Annotated in this window: 18 protein-coding genes; 11 read left to right on the plus strand and 7 right to left on the minus strand. The window is 66.4% G+C overall.

Annotation, left to right across the window (positions count from 1 at the left end):
- Positions 1-43: 43 nt before the first annotated feature.
- Positions 44-949, minus strand: coding sequence for an SDR family oxidoreductase (locus TX88_RS25230; protein WP_044520687.1), 906 nt, complete (start codon positions 947-949; stop codon positions 44-46).
- A gap of 12 nt (positions 950-961) precedes the next feature.
- Complete coding sequence (locus tag TX88_RS25235; RefSeq protein ID WP_044520691.1) at positions 962-1741, minus strand: SDR family oxidoreductase; 780 nt, start codon at positions 1739-1741, stop codon at positions 962-964.
- Between the two features lie 59 nt (positions 1742-1800).
- Here TX88_RS25235 and echA20 point away from each other — a divergent pair, with 59 nt between their 5' ends.
- The 10 genes from echA20 (at position 1801) to TX88_RS25285 (ending at position 14308) form a co-directional block, all read left to right on the plus strand.
- Positions 1801-2556 carry a (7aS)-7a-methyl-1,5-dioxo-2,3,5,6,7,7a-hexahydro-1H-indene-carboxyl-CoA hydrolase gene (echA20, locus tag TX88_RS25240; protein WP_044520693.1) on the plus strand — a complete coding sequence of 252 codons (756 nt, stop codon included), beginning with the start codon at positions 1801-1803 and terminating at the stop codon, positions 2554-2556.
- Between the two features lies 1 nt (position 2557).
- Positions 2558-3445, plus strand: coding sequence for a cholesterol ring-cleaving hydrolase subunit IpdA (gene ipdA / locus TX88_RS25245; RefSeq protein ID WP_044520695.1), 888 nt, complete (start codon positions 2558-2560; stop codon positions 3443-3445).
- Positions 3442-4191, plus strand: coding sequence for a cholesterol ring-cleaving hydrolase subunit IpdB (gene ipdB / locus TX88_RS25250; protein WP_044520697.1), 750 nt, complete (start codon positions 3442-3444; stop codon positions 4189-4191). Before ipdA ends, ipdB begins: the two co-directional genes overlap by 4 nt.
- 3 nt (positions 4192-4194) lie before the next feature.
- Positions 4195-5265 carry a (3aS,4S,5R,7aS)-5-hydroxy-7a-methyl-1-oxo-octahydro-1H-indene-4-carboxyl-CoA dehydrogenase gene (ipdC, locus tag TX88_RS25255; RefSeq protein ID WP_044520700.1) on the plus strand — a complete coding sequence of 357 codons (1071 nt, stop codon included), beginning with the start codon at positions 4195-4197 and terminating at the stop codon, positions 5263-5265.
- A gap of 94 nt (positions 5266-5359) precedes the next feature.
- The gene (locus tag TX88_RS25260) at positions 5360-6040 is read left to right on the plus strand and encodes a class I SAM-dependent methyltransferase (protein ID WP_044520702.1); all 681 of its coding nucleotides are present in this window, start codon (positions 5360-5362) and stop codon (positions 6038-6040) included.
- A gap of 360 nt (positions 6041-6400) precedes the next feature.
- On the plus strand, positions 6401-10129 hold the full coding sequence (locus TX88_RS25265) for a nitrate reductase subunit alpha (protein WP_244438614.1): 3729 nt from the start codon (positions 6401-6403) through the stop codon (positions 10127-10129).
- A 1-nt stretch (position 10130) separates the two neighbouring features.
- Positions 10131-11753: a nitrate reductase subunit beta gene (narH, locus tag TX88_RS25270; RefSeq protein ID WP_044520704.1), complete on the plus strand. Its 1623-nt coding sequence runs from the start codon at positions 10131-10133 to the stop codon at positions 11751-11753.
- Entirely contained in the window at positions 11750-12442 is a 693-nt protein-coding gene (narJ, locus tag TX88_RS25275) for a nitrate reductase molybdenum cofactor assembly chaperone (protein WP_044520707.1), read from the plus strand. Before narH ends, narJ begins: the two co-directional genes overlap by 4 nt.
- Entirely contained in the window at positions 12439-13182 is a 744-nt protein-coding gene (gene narI, locus TX88_RS25280) for a respiratory nitrate reductase subunit gamma (protein WP_044520710.1), read from the plus strand. The genes narJ and narI overlap by 4 nt, the downstream gene beginning before the upstream one ends.
- Positions 13183-13282: 100 nt before the next feature.
- Positions 13283-14308 carry an FUSC family protein gene (locus TX88_RS25285; RefSeq protein WP_044520714.1) on the plus strand — a complete coding sequence of 342 codons (1026 nt, stop codon included), beginning with the start codon at positions 13283-13285 and terminating at the stop codon, positions 14306-14308.
- Here the strand turns inward: TX88_RS25285 and TX88_RS25290 are convergent.
- Together TX88_RS25290 and TX88_RS25295 are read right to left on the minus strand one after the other, a co-directional pair.
- Positions 14277-14912, minus strand: a complete 636-nt coding sequence (locus tag TX88_RS25290) for a DUF1345 domain-containing protein (RefSeq protein ID WP_044520715.1) — start codon at positions 14910-14912, stop codon at positions 14277-14279. The genes TX88_RS25285 and TX88_RS25290 overlap by 32 nt on opposite strands.
- Entirely contained in the window at positions 14912-17215 is a 2304-nt protein-coding gene (locus tag TX88_RS25295; protein ID WP_044520717.1) for an FdhF/YdeP family oxidoreductase, read from the minus strand. Before TX88_RS25295 ends, TX88_RS25290 begins: the two co-directional genes overlap by 1 nt.
- 92 nt (positions 17216-17307) lie before the next feature.
- Between TX88_RS25295 and TX88_RS25300 the strand changes: the two genes are divergently transcribed.
- Positions 17308-18213, plus strand: coding sequence for a LysR family transcriptional regulator (locus tag TX88_RS25300; RefSeq protein ID WP_044521960.1), 906 nt, complete (start codon positions 17308-17310; stop codon positions 18211-18213).
- Here TX88_RS25300 and TX88_RS25305 read toward each other — a convergent pair.
- The 3 genes from TX88_RS25305 to TX88_RS25315 form a co-directional block, all read right to left on the minus strand.
- Entirely contained in the window at positions 18178-19140 is a 963-nt protein-coding gene (locus TX88_RS25305; protein WP_044520720.1) for a cation diffusion facilitator family transporter, read from the minus strand. The two genes, TX88_RS25300 and TX88_RS25305, sit on opposite strands and share 36 nt — an antisense overlap.
- 89 nt (positions 19141-19229) lie before the next feature.
- On the minus strand, positions 19230-20378 hold the full coding sequence (gene fadA6, locus TX88_RS25310) for a steroid 3-ketoacyl-CoA thiolase FadA6 (protein ID WP_044520722.1): 1149 nt from the start codon (positions 20376-20378) through the stop codon (positions 19230-19232).
- The gene (locus TX88_RS25315; protein ID WP_044520724.1) at positions 20378-20998 is read right to left on the minus strand and encodes a TetR/AcrR family transcriptional regulator; all 621 of its coding nucleotides are present in this window, start codon (positions 20996-20998) and stop codon (positions 20378-20380) included. The genes fadA6 and TX88_RS25315 overlap by 1 nt, the downstream gene beginning before the upstream one ends.
- Positions 20999-21326: the final 328 nt, after the last annotated feature.

The following is a 21326-nucleotide window of genomic DNA, read 5'->3' on the forward strand; positions in this document are numbered from 1 at the left end:
CGGATTCACGATCTGAGCGCAGTCTCGGCGAAACAGGGAGAAACTAGGCGCCGTACACCGGGACCGCGGGGCGAGCCTTGGCCAGCAGGTCGTTGACGACCGGGCCCAGCTCGGCGGGATCCCACTTCGCGCCCTTGTCGATCTGCGGTCCGTGGGCCCAGCCCTCGGCGACGCGGATCTTGCCGCCCTCGATCTCGAAAACCTTGCCGGTGACGTCCTTTGACTCGACGCTGCCCAGCCACACCACCAGCGGGGAGATGTTCTCCGCGGCCATGGCATCGAAGGCCTGGTCCTGGGTGGCCATCATGTCGGCGAACACGGTCTCGGTCATCCGGGTCCGGGCCGACGGCGCAATACCGTTGACCGTGACGCCGTAACGACCCATCTCGGCGGCGGCCACCAGGGTCAGCGCGGCGATACCGGCCTTGGAGGCGCTGTAGGTGGCCTGGCCGACGCTGCCCTGCAGGCCCGCGCCTGAGCTCGTGTTGATGATGCGCGCGTCGACGGTTTCGCCGGCCTTGGACTTGGCCCGCCAGTACGCGGCGGCGTGCTTCATGGTGGCGAAGTGCCCCTTGAGGTGCACGGCGGTGACGGCGTCGAACTCTTCTTCGGTGGCGTTGGCGAACATCCGGTCGCGCACGATGCCGGCGTTGTTGACGAGAACGTGAAGGTCGCCAAAACTCTCTATGGCCTGCTGGATCAAGGCCTCGGCCTGCCCCCAGTCGGCGACGTTCGAACCATTTGCCACGGCTTCGCCTCCGGCGGCGACGATTTCGTCGACGACATTCTGCGCCGCGCTGCCACCACCGGCCGGCGAACCGTCCAGGCCGACCCCGATGTCGTTGACCACGACGCGGGCACCTTCTGCGGCGAACGCGAGCGCATGCTCACGCCCGATACCGCCACCGGCACCCGTCACGATGACCACCCGGCCGTCGAGCAATCCCATAGCTGTTTCTCCTTATTTGTTGGCGCTTGAGGCGTCGAGGTAGGTCGGCGGCTCACCACCGCCGTGCACCTGCAGCGCCGCCCCACTGATGTAGGACGCCGCGTCAGAGGTCAAAAATGCTGCGGCCCAGCCGATGTCGGCGGGCTTGGCCAGCCGGCCCAGCGGCACGGTGGAGGCCACGGCGGCGACCGACTCGGCGTCGCCGTAGAACAGCTCGGACTGCTCGGTCTCGACCATGCCCACGATCACCGAGTTCACGCGGACCTTCGGCGCCCATTCGACGGCCAGGGTCGAGGTCAGATTGTCGATGCCGGCCTTGGCCGCGCCGTAGGCCGCGGTGCCGGGAGTCGGCCGGTGCCCACTGACACTGGAGATGTTGACGATCGTCCCGCCGGTCTCCTGCTTCTGCATCACCGCGTTGGCGTGCTGGGAGACCGACAGCGGCCCGAGCAGGTTGAGCTCGATGATCTTGGTGCTGAATTTGGCCGACGCATCGGCGGCGGCCACGTACGGCGATCCGCCGGCGTTGTTCACCACGGCGTCCAGCCGGCCGTGCCTGTCCACGATGGCCTCGATGAGTCCGGCCACCGATTCGTCATCACGAACGTCGCAGCTGTGGAATTCGTAGGGCAATCCCTCGACCGGACGGCGTGCGCAGGTCACCACAGTGGCGCCCTGACCGGCAAAAACCGCGCTGATCCCAGCGCCAACCCCTCGCACTCCGCCGGTCACCAGGACCACCTTGCCGGTCAAACCCAAATTGATGGCACCGGCTTCTGGCGTATCGGTCACTGTGCTAGCGTACCAAGCAAGTGCTTGCTTAGGTAGCGACCCCTTCAGGAAGTGGATTGATGACGATCACCACCAAGACAGTCGAGCCGGGCATTGTCTCGGTCACCGTCAACTACCCGCCCGTCAACGCCATCCCGTCGGCCGGCTGGTTCGAACTCGGCGATGCGATCACCGCGGCAGGCCGCGACCGCAGCACCCACGTCGTGATCCTCCGAGCCGAGGGCCGTGGCTTCAACGCCGGTGTGGACATCAAGGAGATGCAGAACACCGAGGGCTTCAGCGCGCTGATCGACGCCAACCGCGGTTGCTACCACGCGTTCAAGTCCGTGTACGAGTGCGAGGTTCCCGTCGTCGCAGCGGTCAACGGGTTCTGCGTGGGCGGCGGCATCGGCCTCGTCGGCAACGCCGACGTGATCGTGGCCTCCGATGACGCCAAGTTCGGCCTGCCCGAGGTGGAGCGCGGCGCGCTCGGAGCCGCCACCCATCTGTCCCGGCTGGTTCCCCAGCACCTGATGCGCCGGCTGTTCTTCACCGCCGCCACCGTTCCCGCCGAAACGCTGCACCACTTCGGGTCGGTGCACGAGGTGGTACCGCGTGATGATCTCGACGAGGCCGCGCTGCGCGTTGCCCGCGACATCGCCAGCAAGGACACCCGGGTGATCCGGGCCGCCAAGGAGGCGCTGAACTTCATCGACGTGCAGCCCGTCAACGCGCGGTACCGCATGGAGCAGGGCTTCACCTTCGAACTCAACCTGTCCGGTGTGTCCGACGAGCACCGTGACGCTTTCGCCGGCACTGACAAGGGATCGAAATAACATGGCAGACAAGCGAACAACTCTCGACGAGGCAGTCGCCTCGATCGAAAGCGGCATGACGATCGGCATCGGCGGCTGGGGCTCACGGCGCAAGCCGATGGCCTTCGTGCGCGCCCTGCTGCGCACCGACGTCAAAGACCTGACCGTGGCCACCTACGGCGGTCCGGATCTGGGCCTGCTGTGCTCGGCCGGCAAGGTCAAGCGCGTCTACTACGGCTTCGTCTCGCTGGACTCACCACCGTTCTACGATCCGTGGTTCGCCAAGGCCCGCACCACCGGTGCGATCGAGGCCCGCGAGATGGACGAGGGCATGCTGCGCTGCGGCCTGCAGGCTGCCGCCCAGCGGCTGCCGTTCCTGCCGATCCGCGCCGGTCTGGGTAGCGATGTCCGCACGTTCTGGGGCGACGAGCTCAAGACCGTGAAGTCGCCGTACCCGACCGACGGTGCCTACGAGGAACTGATCGCGATGCCCGCGCTGAACCTCGACGCCGCGTTCGTGCACATGAATCTCGGTGACGCCCAGGGCAACGCGGCCTACACGGGTATCGACCCGTACTTCGACGACCTGTTCCTGATGTCGGCGCAGCGTCGCTTCCTTTCGGTCGAGCGCGTGGTCTCCACCGAGGAGCTGGTCAAGGCCGTTCCGACGCAGGCCCTGCTGATCAACCGGATGATGGTCGATTCCGTGGTGGAGGCCCCGAACGGCGCCCACTTCACCACCAACGAGCCCGATTACCGGCGCGACGAGAAGTTCCAGCGCCACTACGCAGAGGCCGCAGGCTCCGACGAGACCTGGGCCGAGTTCGTCAAGACGTATCTGTCCGGTAGCGAGGCCGATTACCAGGCCGCCGTTCGGAAGTTCAAGGAAGATCAGGAGGCCGCCAAGTGATTGCCGTGACCCGCGCCGAGGTGTGCGCCGTCGCCTGCGCCGAACTGTTCCGCGATGCCGGCGAGATCATGGCCAGCCCGATGACCACCGTCGTCCAGATCGGTGCGCGGCTGGCCCGGCTGACGTTCTCCCCCGACATCGTGCTGACCGACGGTGAGGCCCGGATCCTGGCCGACACCCCGGCGATCGGCGCACCGTTCACCGTCGAGGGCTGGATGCCGTTCAACCGGGTCTTCGAGACCCTGGCCTGGGGCAAGCGCCATGTGGTGATGGGCGCCAACCAGATCGACCGCTACGGCAACCAGAACCTGTCGGCCTTCGGCCCGATCCAGCAACCGACCCGGCAGATGTTCGGGGTCCGCGGCGCGCCCGGCAACAGCATCAATCACGCCACGAGCTACTTCGTCGGCAACCACTCCAAGCGCGTGTTCTGCGACTCGGTGGACATCGTCTCCGGAATCGGCTGGGACAAGGTCGATCCGGAGAACCCGGCGTACCGGTTCGCCAACATCTACCGCGTGGTGTCCAACCTGGGCGTGTTCGACTTCAACGGCCCCGACCACCAGATGCGCGCGGTGTCCCTGCACCCCGGGGTCGAGGCCGATCAGGTCGCCGACAACACCTCCTTCGAGGTGCACGGCCTCCAGGAGGCCGAGACCACCCGGCTGGCCACCGATGAGGAGCTCAAGCTCCTGCGCGAGGTCATCGATCCGAAGTCGTTGCGCGACAAAGAGGTCAAGGTCTAAAGAATGGGCAAGCTCAAGACTCCGCTGACCGAACTGGTCGGCATCGAGCATCCCGTCGTGCAGACGGGAATGGGCTGGGTGGCCGGTGCACGACTGGTCGCCGCAACCTCCAATGCCGGCGGCCTCGGCATCCTGGCGTCGGCGACGATGACGCTCGAGGAACTGCAGACCGCCGTGACCAAGGTCAAGGCCGCCACCGACAAACCCTTCGGCATCAACATGCGTGCCGATGCGGGCGATGCCGGTGCGCGCGTCGACCTCCTGATCCGCGAAGGAGTCAAAGTCGCCTCCTTCGCTCTAGCTCCCAAGCCCGAACTGATCGCCAAGCTGAAAGACGCCGGCGTCGTGGTGATCCCGTCCGTCGGTGCGGCCAAGCACGCCAAGAAAGTGGCCGGCTGGGGTGCTGACGCGGTGATCGTGCAGGGCGGCGAGGGCGGTGGCCACACCGGTCCCGTCGCGACCACGCTGCTTCTGCCGTCGGTGCTGGATGCCGTCAAGGACACCGGGATGCCGGTGATCGCCGCCGGTGGTTTCTTCGACGGGCGCGGCCTGGCTGCCGCACTGTCATACGGCGCCGCCGGCGTCGCGATGGGAACCCGGTTCCTGCTGACGTCGGACTCCACCGTGCCCGAAGCGGTCAAGGAGCGGTACCTGCAGTCCGCGCTGGACGGCACCGTGGTGTCCACCCGCGTCGACGGCATGCCGCACCGGGTGCTGCGCACCGGCCTGGTCGAGAAGCTGGAGAGCGGTTCGCGGGCACGCGGTTTCGCCGCAGCCGTCGGCAACGCCCAGAAGTTCAAGAAGCTCTCGGGTATGACCTGGCTGTCGATGGTCAAGGACGGCCTCGCGATGCGGCACGGCAAAGAGCTCACCTGGTCGCAGGTCGTGATGGCCGCGAACACCCCGATGCTGCTCAAAGCCGGTCTGGTGGAGGGCAATACCGACGCCGGCGTGCTGGCATCGGGGCAGGTGGCAGGCATCATCAACGACCTGCCGTCGTGCGCCGAGCTGGTCGAGAAGATCGTGGACGACGCAGTCGCGCACCTGCGGTCCGCCTCGGGCTACATCCAGTAGCTTCCTCCGCGAACAGACCTGAAACTGCCCCTTCTCACGTGAGAAGGGGCAGTTTTGTGTCTGCTCGCGGGAGAACGCCGCGCACAGTGGATGCATGGACATCCGTCGCGTCGAGCACCCCGTGGTCCGGCGGGCCGCCGAGGGACTGCACAACTTCAACAGCAGGCACCCGTGGAGTCACAACGACCATTTCCACGGTTGGATCCTGGCGAACCTGCCCGCACACCGCGGCGCCGCGATCGACATCGGCTGTGGCCAGGGCGAATTGGTGGCTCAACTGGCCACTCGGTTCGCGCATACCCACGGCACGGATCTCGACGCCGGCATGCGGAGTGCGACGGCACGTCGGTGCTCAGGACTCACCAATGTCACCGTCGACGACACCCAGCTCACCGAGCTCGAGGACCCTGTCGACCTCATCACCATGATCGCGGTGCTGCACCATCTCGATGCCGAGCAGGCGCTGTCCGAGGTCAAACGGCTGCTGCACCCCGGCGGACGGTTCCTGGCCGTCGGACTGACAGCCCCGGCCTCGGTCCGTGACACCGCATGGGATCTGGCCTCCGCGGTGACCAACCCGCTGATCGGCCTGATCAAGCATCCGCGGCCGGTGCCCGGGGGCCCGGTGCCCCCGCCCTTCCCGGTACGCGATCCCCAACTCAGTTTCGACGAGCTTCGGGCCGTGGTCCGGGACGTCATGCCGGGCGCCGAGATGCGCCGCCGGTTGGCGTTCCGGCACACCATCGCCTGGACCAAACCCGGCCCGGAGTCATGACCGCCCGAGATGTTTGCCATCGGAATGATCCGGACCCAGTGGCGATCCTGTTCATCCCGACGCTCGTGCCGGTGGAACACCGCGGTACGGCCGGCACACCATCGCCCGACCGTGGTCCGGGCACCGGCCTGGCGCATTGTTACCGGGGTGATAAATCATCGAGGCTTTCCACCGGTCGGCCCACGAGACTCCGCCGCCCGCCGATGCCCGCCGCCCGCTGAGATTTCCGCCGTCACCGCAGGTGAAGGCGGAAATCATCACATCGCGGCCGGATCGCCGTATGACTGCCGCGTTCCCATGAAATGACTTGTGCGTTAACGCAATTTCACAGTGCTCGACAGCCCCAGGTGCGTTCTTTTGATGCCTTCCGCGCCGCCCCTACGCTCGATTCTCAACAGGCTGGAGGGACGGATCGTGGTCGATTCACATGCAGGCGGCGCAGCATCCGCCGATGCTTTGCTGAGGCTGGGTAAGTACTTCCACCGCGGCGAGATCTCCGACGATCAGCGGACCCTGCACAAGATCGGCGGGCGCTCGGCCGACGACTTCTATCGGGACCGCTGGGCGCACGACAAAGTGGTGCGATCGACCCACGGCGTCAATTGCACCGGATCCTGCTCGTGGAAGATCTATGTCAAGGACGGCGTGATCACCTGGGAGTCGCAGCAGACCGACTACCCGTCGGTCGGTGCCGACAAGCCCGAATACGAACCGCGGGGATGCCCACGCGGAGCGTCGTTCTCGTGGTACACGTATTCGCCTGCGCGCGTTCGTTATCCGTACGTTCGCGGCGTGCTGCTGGAGTACTACCGGGAAGCCAAGGAGCGGCTCAAGGACCCCGTGCTGGCCTGGGCCGACATCGTGGAGGATCCGGAGAAGTCGAAACGGTACAAGACCGCCCGCGGCAAGGGCGGATTCGTTCGTGCCGAATGGTGGGAGGCCGCCGAGATCGCCGCCGCCGCCCACGTCCACACCATCAAGAAGTACGGACCGGACCGCGTGGCAGGCTTCTCGCCGATCCCGGCGATGTCGATGGTCAGCCACGCCGTCGGCGCCAGGTTCATCTCGCTGCTCGGCGGGTCGATGCTGTCGTTCTACGACTGGTACGCCGACCTGCCGGTGGCCTCGCCGCAGGTGTTCGGAGACCAGACCGACGTGCCCGAATCAGCCGACTGGTTCGACGCGGGCTACCTGATCATGTGGGGATCCAACGTCCCCGTCACCCGAACTCCCGACGCGCACTACATGACCGAGGCCCGGTACCGCGGGCAGAAGGTGGTCGTGGTGTCGCCGGACTATGCCGACAACACCAAGTTCGCCGACGAATGGCTACCGGCCCACCCCGGAACCGACGCCGCCCTCGCCATGGCGATGGGTCACGTCATCCTCAAGGAGTTCTTCGTCGACAAGCAGACGCCCTACTTCACCGACTACGTCAAGAAGTACACCGACCTGCCGTTCCTGGTCACCCTCACCGAACGCGACGGGCGAGTGCTGCCCGGGAAGTTCCTCACCGCAGCCGATCTGGGCGGTGAATACGCCGATGTCGAAGCCGCGTCCTCCAAGACCGTCCTCCTGGACCAGGCCGGGCGGCCCGTGGTGCCGAACGGCTCGCTCGGACACCGGTTCACCGCGTCCGGCGAGGGTCATTGGAACCTCGATCTGCAGGGTGTCCACCCGATGCTGACCCTGCTCGGCAGCCATGACGACACCGCAACCGTCGCCCTCCCCCGGTTCGACAGCGACAAGCCCGGCGTCCTGGAACGCGGCGTTCCGACCACAGTCGTTGCCGGACATCGTGTGACGACGGTCTTCGACCTGATGCTGGCACAGTACGGAGTGGCCCGCGACGGACTCGGCGGTCAGTGGCCGTCGGGATACGACGACGCGTCCGAGCCCTACACCCCCGCGTGGCAGGAAGAGATCACCGGCGTACCCGCTCAGGCCGCCGAGCGCATCGCCCGGGAGTTCGCCGACAACGCCGAACGTTCCAAGGGCCGGTCGATGATCCTGATGGGCGCGGGCACCAACCACTGGTTCCATTCCGATCAGATCTACCGGTCGTTTCTCACGCTCGTCATGCTCACCGGCTGCCAGGGTGTCAACGGCGGCGGCTGGGCGCACTACGTCGGCCAGGAGAAATGCCGGCCCGTCACCGGTTGGGCCACACTGGCGTTCGGCCTGGACTGGCAGCGGCCACCGCGGCAGATGCAGGGCACGGTGTTCTGGTACCTGGCGACCGATCAGTGGCGCTATGACCCGTTCACCTCGGAGGTGATGGCCTCGCCCCTGGCCGAGGGCAAGTTCGCGGGCCGCACCGCCGCCGACAACATCGCCCTGGCCAGCCGGCTCGGCTGGATGCCCAGTTACCCCACGTTCAACCGCAATCCGCTGGATCTGGCCGACGAGGCCGCCCGGATGGACAAGGACGCCGCGGAATACGTTGTGGACGGGCTCAAGTCGGGCCATCTGCAGTTCGCCTGTGAAGACCCCGACGCCCCGGAGAACTTCCCGCGCTGCCTGACGGTGTGGCGGTCGAACCTGCTCGGCTCCTCGGCCAAGGGCAACGAGTACTTCCTCAAGCACCTGCTCGGCACCGACTCCGCGGTGGCCGCGCGCGACGAGGACGGCATCCGCCCGCAGGAGGTCCGCTGGCGCGACGAGGCCCCGGTCGGAAAGCTGGATCTGCTGCTGTCGCTGGATTTCCGCAACACCAGCACGACGCTGTTCTCCGACATCGTGCTGCCCGCGGCCACCTGGTACGAGAAGCACGACCTGTCCAGCACCGACATGCACCCGTTCGTCCACGCCTTCTCGCCGGCCATCTCGCCGCCGTGGGAGACCAAGACCGATTTCGAGGCGTTCCACCGCATCGCCCGCGGCTTCTCCTGGCTGGCCGAGAAACACCTCGGCAAACGCAAGGACATCGTGGCCATGCCGCTGCAACACGACAGCGCCGACGCCACCGCCCAGCCCGGCGGTCACGTGCTGGACTGGAAAGCCGGTGAATGCGAACCGATTCCCGGCAAGACCATGCCCCGGCTGGTCATGGTGGACCGCGACTATCCCGCGGTCGCCGAGAAGATGGCCGCACTCGGGCCGATGGTGGAAACCGTCGGCCTCACCACCAAGGGTGTGACCACGCACCCCGACGCCGAGGTCGAGTACCTGCGCGGTGTCAACGGCGCGGTGGTCAGCGGCGTGGCGATCGGGCGGCCGTCGTTGGCCAAGGACACCCACGCCGCCGAGGCCATCCTGGCATTGTCGGGCACCACGAACGGACGCCTGGCCGTCGAGGGATTCGAGGCCCTGGAGCGACGCACCGGAACCGAACTGGTCGACCTGGCCAAGGAGAACGAGGGCAAGCGAATCACCTTCGCCGACACCCAGGCCCGGCCGGTACCCGTCAACACCTCACCGGAATGGTCCGGTTCGGAGACCGGTGGCCGGCGGTACTCGCCGTTCACGATCAACACCGAGCGACTCAAGCCCTGGCATACGTTGACCGGCCGCCAGCACTTCTATCTGGACCACGACTGGATGAGTGAGCTCGGCGAGCAGCTGCCCACGTTCCGGCCGCCGCTGGACATGACCGCGCTGTTCAACGAGCCGGCCGTGGGCGACACTTCTGGCGGAATCACCGTGCGTTACCTGACGCCACACTCCAAATGGTCGATTCACTCTGCGTACCAGGACAACCTGTACATGCTCACCCTGTCCCGCGGTGGTCAGTGCATCTGGATGTCGGACGTGGACGCCGCCAAGATCGGGGTCAAGGACAACGACTGGATCGAGTGCACCAACCGCAACGGCGTGGTGAATGCACGGGCCATCGTCAGCCACCGCATGCCCGAGGGTCTGGTGTTCATGTACCACGCCCAGGACAAGGCAGTCGACGTTCCGCGCACCGAGAAGAACGGGAAACGCGGCGGCATCCACAACGCGCTGACCCGGATCATGATCAAACCCACCCACCTGATCGGCGGGTACGCACAGCAGTCATTCGCCCTGAATTACCACGGGCCCACCGGAAACCAGCGCGACGAGGTCACCACGATTCGTCGTCGATCGCAGGATGTGGAGTACTGACATGAGGGTGATGGCTCAGCTCGCGATGGTGATGAACCTCGACAAGTGCATCGGCTGCCACACCTGCAGCGTCACGTGCAAGCAGGCGTGGACCAACCGCAGCGGTGTGGAGTACGTGTGGTTCAACAACGTGGAAACCCGCCCCGGACAGGGTTATCCACGGCAATACCAGGACCAGGAGCGGTGGAAGGGCGGCTGGACGCTCAACAAGCGCGGCAAGCTCACCCTGAAGTCCGGCTCGCGCCTCAAGCGGTTGCTGAACATCTTCGCCAACCCCGACCTGCCGACGGTGTCGGACTACTACGACCCGTGGACATACGACTACGAGAACCTCCTCTCGGCGCCGGCGATGGACACCACGCCGGTGGCCCGGCCCAAATCGTTGATCACCGGGCGGGACACCAAGGTCACCTGGGGCGCCAATTGGGACGACGACCTGGGCGGCGGCCCGGAGCAGGTGGGCCGGGATCCGTTGCTGGCCAAGGTCAACAAGGACGCCGAGGTCGCCGAACTCTCGGCCAAGGTCAAGCTCGAGTTCGAGCAGACGTTCATGTTCTACCTGCCGCGGATCTGCGAGCACTGCCTCAATCCGGCCTGCGCGGCAGCCTGCCCGTCCGGCGCCATCTACAAACGCTCCGAAGACGGCATCGTGCTGGTGGATCAGGACAAGTGCCGGGGCTGGCGGCAATGCGTCACCGGGTGTCCCTACAAGAAGATCTACTTCAACCACAAGACCGGCAAGGCCGAGAAGTGCACGTTCTGCTATCCGCGCGTCGAGGTCGGTATCCCCACGGTGTGTTCGGAGACCTGCGTCGGGCGGCTCCGCTACATCGGCGTGATGCTCTACGACGCGGATGCGGTGCTGGAGGCCGCCTCGGTCACCGACGACAAGGACCTCTACCCGTCACAGCTCGGGGTGTTCCTCAACCCGCACGATCCTCGCGTGGTCGCCGAAGCCGAACGGGCCGGCATCTCACCCGAATGGATTGAAGCGGCCCAGAATTCACCGGTATACCGGCTCATCGTCGACTATCAGGTGGCCCTGCCCCTGCATCCGGAGTACCGGACCATGCCGATGGTCTGGTACGTGCCGCCGCTGTCACCGGTGGTGGACATCCTGAAGGAGACCGGGCACGACGGCGAGAACCAGAACAACCTGTTCGGCGCCATCGACACGCTGCGGATCCCGGTCGAGTACCTCGCCGAGTTGTTCACCGCGGGTGAGGTCGGCCCGGTGCGGGCCGCTCTGCAACGTCTGGCGGCCATGCGGTCCTACATGCGCGCAGCCAACCTCGGTGAGGAGTTCGACGAGACCATCCCGGAATCGGTGCGGTTGAGCGGCGATGAGATCGAGGCGATGTACCGGCTGTTGGCCATCGCCAAGTACCAGGACCGCTACGTCATCCCCACCGGGGCCGGTTCGGATGCCCACCGCCTCGACGCACTGGCCACCGGCTGCAGCCTGGACGGCGACGGCGGGCCCGGCATGACCGCCTTCGACACCATGGTGGACAAGTTCCACCTGACCAACACCAATGACGCTGTTCCGCAGGGTGATCCGACCCGGGTCAACCTGCTCAACTGGGACGGCCGGAGCACAGACGGGTTGTTGCCGACCACATGAAGCTACTAACCCTCGGCCGCAGAACAGGAACAGGTTCTGCGCTCTCCGAACGCCAGCAGCGGCTGGTGTGGCGCATCACCGCCCTGCTGCTCGACTACCCGACGGCCGAAACAGCCGATCTCGTCGGCCAACTGGCCACCGCCACAGCGGAACTACCGGATGCGGCGAGGATCCCGTTGACGGATTTTCTGCAGCGGTTCGGCGAAACAAATCCGATGCGGCGTGCGTCGAACTACGTCGAGACGTTCGACATGCAACGGCGCAGCAGCCTGCATCTGACCTACTACGCCTACGGCGACACCCGCAAACGCGGTATGGCCCTACTGCGGTTCAAGCACGCCTACCGTCAAGCCGGAATCGAAGGCGAGCTGAGCGATTCCGAGCTGCCCGACTATCTGCCCATGGTGCTCGAGTTCGCCGCCACCGTCGATCAAGTCCAAGGTGAGCGCCTGCTGGCCGAGCATGTCCCGGTGCTCGAACTGCTGCGGCTCTCCCTGCAGGACAACGATTCCTACTACACCGGGCTGCTGGCCGCAGTCCTTGCCACACTGCCCCCGGTGAACAGCGCCGACCGCCGCCGTATCGCGCAACTCGCCGCCGAAGGTCCGCCTGACGAGGACGTCGGCCTCGACCCGTTCGCGATGGACCCGATGGCAGTCGACACGACCGGCCAGGGGGCACGCCGATGAGCAATGTGCTGTGGATGACCCTGCCGTACATCGCCTTCACGTCGTTCGCCCTCGGGCACGTCTGGCGCTACAAGGCCGACCAGTTCGGTTGGACCACCCGGTCATCGCAGATCTACGAGAGCAAGCTGTTACGGCTGGGCAGCCCGCTGTTCCATTTCGGCATCCTCGGGGTGCTCGCCGGGCACGTCGGAGGGCTGTTGATCCCCCAGTCGTGGACCTCGGCGGTCGGCATCTCCGAGCACTTCTACCACCTGATGTCGGTGAGCCTGGGGTCGATCGCCGGGCTGGCTGTGGTCGCCGGGGTGGGCATCCTGCTGTACCGCCGCGTCACCGTCCCGGAGGTGCGCACCGCGACCACGCTCAACGACAAGGTGATGTACCTGCTGCTGGTCGGGGCGCTGGCGACCGGGATGCTGAACACCCTGACCAACGTGTTCTCGACGTACAACTACCGCGAAACCGTATCGCCCTGGTTCCGCAGCTTGTTCACCTTGCATCCGGCACCGGAGCTGATGGCTGGATCCCCGTGGACGTTCCAGGCGCATGTGCTGATAGTGCTCGCCCTGCTCGGCTTCTGGCCCTACACGCGGCTGGTGCACATGTTCAGCGCACCGATCGGTTATCTGGTCCGCCCCTATGTGATCTACCGCAGCCGCGATCCGCAGCGGGCCGGAAAGAACCGCTACGCCAAGGCCTGGGTGACGCCGCAGGCGCCGCCCAAGCGCAGCCGTTGGGTGTGAGCGGCCTGAAGACGCCAGGGCTGCACCGATAGGCAGCTCCGATCGGCTCGTCGGAAACTCCGCTTTGACGAGCGCATCGCGCCGGCGCAACCTCGATTGCATGCGCACCGTCCAGGTGTATGCGCGGGTGCGCATCGCGATGAGGCCGCCACCGGGCGACCGTCGTCCCGCGCTGCGCGTCGCCCTCGGCCTGGCGGTGCCCGGGGTGGCCCTGCTTCTCGCGGGACGCCCCGACCTGATGATCTATGCGGTGTTCGGTGCGATCACCGGGATGTACGGCCGGGCCGAGCCCCGGCAACGCCGTGTCGTCCATCAGACGCAGGCGGCAGCCATCCTGATCGCCGGGGTCGCCATCGGTGTGACCCTGTCGAGCATGCGGGCGCACCCCTGGGCTCTCGTGGTCACCGCGGTCGTCTTCGTGACGGTGGGATCGGTGGTGACCGACCGCCTTGCGCTCAAACCGGAGGGTCCGTTCTACGGGGTGTTCGCCCTCGGCGCGGTCGCTACGGTGCCGGCCGGGCGGGTTCCGCCGGCGGCTGCGGTGTCCATATGCGCCGCAACGGCTTTACTGTGCATCGTGCTCGGCGCCCTCGACGCGCCACGGGCACCCGGCCTCGCACCGCGTCGCTTCACCACACCCGTGCAGAACCTGCCGATCCATGCCGTCCGCTACGGGGCGGCCGTCACCGCGGCAGGCACCGCAGGCCTGTTTCTCGGGGTGGACCATGCCAACTGGGCGATCGCCGCTGCCGCCGGTCCACTGGCGGCTGCCGATACCAGCGGCCGGGTCCGCCGCGGCGTGCACCGCTTGATGGGCACACTCATCGGTCTGGTGGTGGCCGCCCTGCTCCTGGTTCCGCATCCCGACGAGTACATTCTGGCCGTCTGTGTGATGGTGCTGTTGTTCCCGACCGAACTGTTCATGGCCCACCATCACGCGATCGCCCTGGGCTTCTTCACCCCGCTGATCATGCTGATGACCGATCTGGCCGAGCCGACCGAGCCCCTCGCGCTGCTCACCTACCGCGGGATCGACACCGTCATCGGCGTCACCGCGGCCGTCGGGGTCGCACTGTTGCTACCCGGACCGGGTTTCAGCTGGACACGATGCCGACGACCAGGTTGATCGTGGTTGCGAGGATCACGGTGCCGAACAGATACGACAGCAGGCAGTGCCGCAGCGCGACCGCGCGGATGGTCGTGTCGGTGACGCTGGTGTCCGACACCTGATAGGTCATGCCGAGGTTGTAGCTGAAGTAGAAGAAATCCCGGAACGCCGGCAGCTCGTCGGAATTGAAGTCGATGCCACCGGCTTTCGGGGTGTAGTACAGATACGCGTAGCGGGCGGCGTACATCAGGTGCATACCCGCCCACGCCATGAAGACCCCGGCCAGCGCCGCGGTGGCCGCGCTCGGATCGCTGTGCGAACCACCCCGAACCAGCATGACGACGATGCTGACCAGCGCACCGACCGCGGCCGCCACGATCACGAGCTCCTCGACCACCGGGTTGAAGGCTTCCTGGCGGGCATGGTCTCGGGTGGCGCCGGCATCCATGGGCCACAGCAGAAGCCATCCTCCGGCTACGAAAACCGCTCCGGTGCAGGCAATCCCGACCAGAACCCCGAGAGAGGCGTCGGTCAGCGATCCGGTTATCTGGCCCGCGAGCACACCGACGATCACCGAGCCCCCGAGCCGGGTGACCGGGGAGAGCAGCCATGGTGCTGCCATCAGGCGGGCGCCGACAGGGACACACGCACCTTGACGTTCTTCATGATGGGCTGATCGCTCTGGGTGCTGTAGTCGCCGATGGCGCACAGCACGTTCATCTCGGGCATGTAGCCCGCGGCACAGCCGCGCGGAATGCCGTACGGGATGGCCTTGTAGCGCCATAGCGATCGAGTGCTGCCGTCGCGCGCGGTGGCGACGATGTCGACGTCGTCGAACTCCTCGATCCCACGCTCGGCCATGTCCTGCGCATTCATGAAAACCAGTGTGCGCAGGTTCTTCACACCGCGATAGCGGTCGTTGTCGGAGTAGATGGTGGTGTTCCACTGATCGTGCGAGCGCAGCGTGGCCAGGATCAGCGTGCCGGCCGCGGTGCTGTCGTCGGGTAGGTCGACCGCCGAGAACTCGGCCCGGCCGGACGGGGTCAGGAAGATCAGTTCCCGCGCCGGCTGCTTGATGCGGAAGCCCAGCGGGAGCCGGACCCGGCGGTTGAAATCCTCGAAACCGTTGAGCACCTTGGCCATCGTGTCCCGGATCCGGTCGTAGTCCTCGACGTACCAGCTCCACGGCGTGCCGCTGGAGGGCAGTGCGGCCCGCGCGATCCCGGCGATGATCGCCGGTTCCGACATCAGGTGCGGCGAGGCGGGCTTCTTCATCCCGACCGAGAGATGCACCATGCTCATCGAATCCTCGACCGAGGTGGACTGGACCCCGGCCTTCTGGTGATCCTTCTCGGTACGGCCCAGACAGGGCAGGATCAGTGCCCGGCGACCGTGGATCACGTGACTGCGGTTGAGTTTCGTGCTCACCTGCACGGTGAGATCGCATTTTTGCAGGCCCGCGAATGTGTACGCGGTGTCCGGGGCGGCACTGGCGAAGTTCCCGCCCATCCCGACAAACACCTTGATCTCGTCGCGGTGCATGGCCTCGATGGTGTGCACGGTGTCCATTCCGTGCTCGCGCGGCGGGTCGATACCGCACACCTCGGCGAGCCGGTCGAGGAAGGCCCCGGCCGGCCGGTGGTCGATGCCGCAGGTGCGGTTGCCCTGCACATTGCTGTGCCCTCGCACCGGTGACGGCCCGGCTCCTTCGCGGCCCAGATTGCCGCGCAGCAGAAGCAGATTGACGATCTCCCGCACGCTGTCCACGCCGTGCTCGTGCTGGGTGACGCCGAGGCACCAGCTGATGATGCTGCGGTCGGCGTCGCAGTAGATCTTGGCCGCCTTGCGGATATCAGCTTGGCGCACGCCGGACTTGTATTCGATCTCGTCCCATGAGGTGGCGTCGCAGACCGCGCGGTAGTTCTCGAATCCCGCGGTGTAGCGGGCGATGAACTCGGCGTCCAAGGCCTTGGGATCGATTTCCGCCTGTTCCAGAACGGCTTTGGCGATGCCGCGGATCAGCGCCATGTCCCCGCCGATCCGGGGCTGCAGGTTCAGCGTGCTGGTCTTGGTGGACTTGAAGGTGGCCATCCGCAGAAAGTCGTGCGGGATGATGGTTCTGGTCGCGCCGGCCTCGACCAGCGGGTTGATGTGCACGACCTGCGCACCGCGCCGGTAGGCCTCGGCCAGCGCGGTGAGCATGCGCGGCGCGTTGGAGGCGGCGTTGACGCCGATGATGAACAGCGCGTCGGCGGTCTCCCAGTCCTCGAGGTCGACGGTGCCCTTGCCCGTTCCCAGCGCTGCCTGCAGCGCCCGCCCGCTCGCCTCGTGGCACATGTTGGAGCAGTCCGGCAGATTGTTGGTGCCGAGCTCGCGGGCCATCAGCTGGTACAGGAACGTGGCCTCGTTGCCCAGCCGGCCCGACGTGTAGAACGCCGCCCGGTTCGGGTCGTCCAGATCCGCCAGTGCCCGGCCGACCACCTCGAACGCGTCGCGCCAGCTGATCGGTTCGTAGTGATCGGTCTCGGAGTTGTACATCATCGGTTCGGTCAGCCGGCCCTGGTCTTCGAGGGCGAAATCGCTCCAGGTCGAAAGCTCGGAGACGGTGTGCCGTGCGAAGAACTCCGGACCGCAGCGCTTGTGCGTCATCTCCCACGTGACGTGTTTGATGCCGTTCTCGCAGATGTCGAGTTTGAGGCCCTTCATGTCGTCGGGCCAGGCGCAGCCCGGACAGTCGAAGCCGCCGTCCTCGTGGTTCATCTTCATGATCGCGCGGGGGCCGTCGATCGGCTCGCGCTCGCGGATCAGGAATTCTGTGACGCTCTTCGCCGCGCCCCACCCGGCCGCGGGGTGATGGTAGGGATGGAATTCCGGTTGGTCGTGCCCCTCGGCGTCGGTGCGCTGTTCGGTGCCCCGGTCTGTCATGAGTTAAGTCTGCGCGCCGACGAACTGCGGCGTCCAAGGAATGTTTCCGACGATGCGATAAGCCGCGCCTATCGTCCGTGGTCGAATGGCTCATGCTGTTCCGCCAGCTCGAATACTTCGTCGCGCTCGCCCGCGAGAAGCATTTCGCCCGTGCCGCGAGCGCATGCTACGTATCGCAGCCGGCTTTATCGGAAGCCATCCGCAAACTGGAGAACGAGCTCAAGGTTCCACTGGTGCGTCGTGGGCAGAGCTTCGAAGGCCTGACACCGGAGGGCGAGCGGCTGGTGTTGTGGGCACGCCGGATCCTGGCCGATCACGACGCGCTCATCCATGAGGTCACCGCATTGCAGACCGGCCTCACCGGAGAGCTGCGGCTGGGCGTCATTCCCGCGGCGTCGAGCACCGTCGCGCTGCTCACCGACCCGTTCTGCGCCGAACATCCGCTGGTGCGGGTGCAACTGGAGAGCAGTCAACGCTCGGCAGGGATCGTGGAACGTCTCCGCCGGTTCGAGCTGGACGCGGGCATCATCTACCCGGACGGGCAGAACACCACCGGTCTGCTGGTCACACCGCTCTACCAGGAGCGCCAGGTGCTGATCGCCAGCAGCGAGTTGCTGACGAGCCAACCGGATCCGGTCACCTGGGCCGACGCGCTGCAATTACCGCTGTGCCTGTTGAACAAGGGCATGCGCGGCCGTCAACTCCTCGACGACGCGCTGACCGGCCAGGGTCTCACCCCGATGCCACGGTTGGAGGCCGATTCGGTGGTCTCACTGATGGCGCACGTCAGCACCGGCCGGTGGGCCAGCATCGTCGGCCAGACCTGGCTGCGCGCGTTGCGCCCGCCGGACGGGGTGCGGGTGGTGCCGTTGGACGACCCGCCGGTGACCGCGACGGTCGCGCTGGTCACCAGCGCCGCCGAGCCCGGATCGGTGTTGGCCCGCGCCTTGGTCAAGACGGCGCTAGAGGTACCAGTCGGGCAGCTGCTCGGGCCGTAATTCGGTGGCATCGCCGGGGCGGGTGAGAGTCAGTACCGCGCGCACGATCTCGGGCCGGGTCTGCAGTACTTCGGCGATCGCGTTGAGCCGTGCCGCGACGTTCGATTCGGCGGCGTCACCGGTCAGGTCGACCGCAGCCACCAGGTAGATACGGTCCGCCCCAACCCATTCCATGTGCAGGTAACTGACCCGCTCGATGTCGGTGTGATCGAGCAGCGCCCGCAGCACGTTGTTGCGGGCGAGCGGGGTGGCCGCCTCCCCCGTCAGGAAGTCCATGTTGCGCCCGATGAGGAACAGCGCGACGCCGCCCAGCAGCACGCCGACCAGGATCGACCCGACGGCATCCCACACCGCGTTCCCGGTGAGCTGATGCGCCGCGATGCCGGCCGCGGCGATCATCAGGCCGATCAGCGCCGAGAGGTCTTCGGCGAACACCGCGCGCAGCATCGGATTCGACGTCACCCTGATGTAGCGCAGCGGGTGGATACGTCGCCGCACCGCGCCCGATCGGGTCTGGCGCAGGGCTTGCGCGAACGACGTTCCCTCCAGCACGAATGCGATGCCGAGCACCGCGTACGCCCACCCGTACGACGTCGCCTCGGCCTCCCCGGTCAGCGAGGAGATGCCGTGCCAGATCGACACCACCGCACCGACGGTGAACAACCCGAACGCGGCGAACATCGACCAGATGTAGCCCGCCCGGCCATACCCCAACCGGTGTTCGGCATCGGCCGGCTTCATCGACTTGCGCGTACCGATCAGCAGGAACACCTCGTTGCCGGTGTCCGCCCAGGAGTGAGCGGACTCGGCCAGCATGGAGGCCGAGCCGGTGATACCCGCGACCGCGGTCTTGGCGACCGCGATGAGTACGTTGGCGCCGAGTGCGACGGCGACGGTCAAGACACTCTCGTCGCCCGAATCGCTCATGTCCTGGACACTACGGGCCTGCGCCCAACGCAACGGTCCCCCGCAAGCCGGAGCTTGCGGGGGACCGTCGGCGGAAGAAATCCGTCAGATCAGAGGCGCTCGATGATCGTGACGTTGGCGGTGCCGCCGCCCTCGCACATGGTCTGCAGGCCGTAACGGCCGCCCGTGCGCTCGAGGGTGTTGAGCATGGTCGCGAACAGCTTGGCGCCGGTGGCGCCCAGCGGGTGGCCCAGGGCGATGGCGCCGCCGCTCGGGTTGACCTTGGCCGGATCGGCCTTGGTCTCCTTGAGCCAGGCCAGCACGACCGGCGCGAAGGCCTCGTTGATCTCGACGGTGTCGATGTCGTCGATCGACAGGCCGGTCTTCTCCAGTGCGTACTGGGTGGCCGGGATCGGACCGGTCAGCATCATCACCGGATCGTCGCCGCGCGCGCTGATGTGGTGAATCCGGGCGCGGGGCTTCAGGTTGTACTTGTTGACCGCTTCCTCAGAGGCCAGCAGCACCGCCGCCGCACCATCGGAGATCTGGCTGGCCAGCGCGGCGGTCAGCCGGCCACCTTCGACGAGGGGCTTCAACGAGGCCAGCTTCTCCAGCGTCGATTCCCGCGGTCCCTCGTCGACGCCGAAGTCGCCGACCGGGACGATCTCGTTGTCGAAGTGCCCGGCCCGGATCGCGGCGAACGCGCGCTGATGGCTGTTGTAGGCGAACTCCTCCATCTCCTCGCGGGAGATGTCCCACTTCTCGGCGATCATTTCCGAGCCACGGAACTGCGAGATCTCCTGATCGCCGTAGCGGTGCAGCCAGTTCTTGGATTCGTTTGTGGGCGAGGTGAATCCGAACTCCTTGCCGACCACCATGGCCGAGGAGATCGGCACCCAGCTCATGTTCTGCATGCCGCCGGCCAGGATGAGGTCAGCCGTGCCCGACATGATGGCCTGGGCGCCGAAGGAGATGGCCTGCTGGCTGGAGCCGCACTGCCGGTCGACGGTGACGCCGGGGACGGACTCGGGGTAGCCGGCGGCCAGCCAGGTCAGGCGGCCGATGTTGCCGGCCTGCCCGCCGATGGCGTCGACGCAGCCGACGATGACGTCGTCAACGGCACCCGGGTCCACGTCGGTGCGGTCGAAGATGGCGCGGAACGCGTGCACGCCGAGGTCGATCGGGTGCACCTCGGCCAGCGAGCCGTTCTTCTTTCCGACCGGCGTACGCACCGCATCGACGATGTATGCCTCAGGCATTACTTGTCTCCTTTGACAGTCGCGTTCTCCGCGGTGATTCCGCCGAGGACGATGGCGAGGTATTGCCGGCCGACCTCTTCGGCCGAAAGCGGTCCGCCCGGCTGGTACCAGCGGACCGAAACCCAGGTGGTGTCGCGGATGAACCGGTACACCAGGTCGACGTCGATGTCCTGACGGAACGAGCCGTCGGAGATGCCCTGCTGCAGGATGTCCACCCACATCTTGCGCTGTTCGCGGTTGCGCTCGTCGACGAAGTCGAACTGCGGGATCGATGACAGCCGCTTGGCCTCATCCTGGTAGATCACCACCTGCGCATGCCGGTGCTCGATGGCTTCGAAGGACGTCATGAACAGTCCGGTGAGCCGGCCCAGCGGGGTGGTCTCGCGGTCGAGGATCTCCTGGTACCGCGCGAACAGCCAGTCGAGGAAGTCCTTGAGCACTTCCTCGACCATCTGCTCTTTGGACTTGAAGTGGTGATAGAGGCTGCCCGACAGGATTCCTGCGGAGTCAGCGATATCGCGGACTGTCGTCGCCTTCAGACCGCGTTCGGCAAACATCGTCGCGGCAAGGTCGAGCAGTTCTTCTCGTCGGCTCGCCGGCTGGGCGGGTGTGTCCCCCATCCACACAGCATAGCAACCAAGCGCTTGCTAGGTCATGTTCGAGGCGGTTTGTCCATTGCTACGTGCGGCGCTCAAGCTGCCCGGATGAACGGAGACTCCGAGGCAGAGCACAAAGACTGAGTGAAGCAGCACTTCAGCAGCACAAAGGTCGACGGCGTGACGATCTACGACCTGACCGCTCCGCTCAGGTGAGGCCCGCGTCCTTTACCCAGATTTGAGCCCGGCACAGCGGAGGCTGTGCCGGGCTCAATGCGTTCTCGATCAGCAGGGCACGAACGGCGGGCAGGGACCCCGTCCCGGGGGCGGCGGCAGTCCGGGGCCACCCGGG

The sequence above is a fragment of the Mycolicibacterium septicum DSM 44393 genome (genome assembly GCF_000455325.1).
In the GTDB taxonomy this organism is placed as follows: Bacteria; Actinomycetota; Actinomycetes; order Mycobacteriales; family Mycobacteriaceae; genus Mycobacterium; species Mycobacterium septicum.

Bases quoted from the DNA above. Each gene is read 5' to 3' on its own strand.
- TX88_RS25295 (WP_044520717.1), bottom strand. From the start codon at position 17,215: ATGACAGACCGGGGCACCGAACAGCGCACCGACGCCGAGGGGCACGAC.
- echA20 (WP_044520693.1), top strand. From the start codon at position 1,801: ATGACGATCACCACCAAGACAGTCGAGCCGGGCATTGTCTCGGTCACC.
- TX88_RS25260 (WP_044520702.1), top strand. From the start codon at position 5,360: ATGGACATCCGTCGCGTCGAGCACCCCGTGGTCCGGCGGGCCGCCGAG.
- TX88_RS25315 (WP_044520724.1), bottom strand. From the start codon at position 20,998: ATGGGGGACACACCCGCCCAGCCGGCGAGCCGACGAGAAGAACTGCTC.
- TX88_RS25290 (WP_044520715.1), bottom strand. From the start codon at position 14,912: ATGGCAGCACCATGGCTGCTCTCCCCGGTCACCCGGCTCGGGGGCTCG.
- fadA6 (WP_044520722.1), bottom strand. From the start codon at position 20,378: ATGCCTGAGGCATACATCGTCGATGCGGTGCGTACGCCGGTCGGAAAG.
- narI (WP_044520710.1), top strand. From the start codon at position 12,439: ATGAGCAATGTGCTGTGGATGACCCTGCCGTACATCGCCTTCACGTCG.
- ipdC (WP_044520700.1), top strand. From the start codon at position 4,195: ATGGGCAAGCTCAAGACTCCGCTGACCGAACTGGTCGGCATCGAGCAT.
- TX88_RS25300 (WP_044521960.1), top strand. From the start codon at position 17,308: ATGCTGTTCCGCCAGCTCGAATACTTCGTCGCGCTCGCCCGCGAGAAG.
- narH (WP_044520704.1), top strand. From the start codon at position 10,131: ATGAGGGTGATGGCTCAGCTCGCGATGGTGATGAACCTCGACAAGTGC.
- TX88_RS25265 (WP_244438614.1), top strand. From the start codon at position 6,401: ATGCCTTCCGCGCCGCCCCTACGCTCGATTCTCAACAGGCTGGAGGGA.
- TX88_RS25285 (WP_044520714.1), top strand. From the start codon at position 13,283: ATGCGCACCGTCCAGGTGTATGCGCGGGTGCGCATCGCGATGAGGCCG.
- ipdA (WP_044520695.1), top strand. From the start codon at position 2,558: ATGGCAGACAAGCGAACAACTCTCGACGAGGCAGTCGCCTCGATCGAA.
- TX88_RS25305 (WP_044520720.1), bottom strand. From the start codon at position 19,140: ATGAGCGATTCGGGCGACGAGAGTGTCTTGACCGTCGCCGTCGCACTC.
- narJ (WP_044520707.1), top strand. From the start codon at position 11,750: ATGAAGCTACTAACCCTCGGCCGCAGAACAGGAACAGGTTCTGCGCTC.
- TX88_RS25230 (WP_044520687.1), bottom strand. From the start codon at position 949: ATGGGATTGCTCGACGGCCGGGTGGTCATCGTGACGGGTGCCGGTGGC.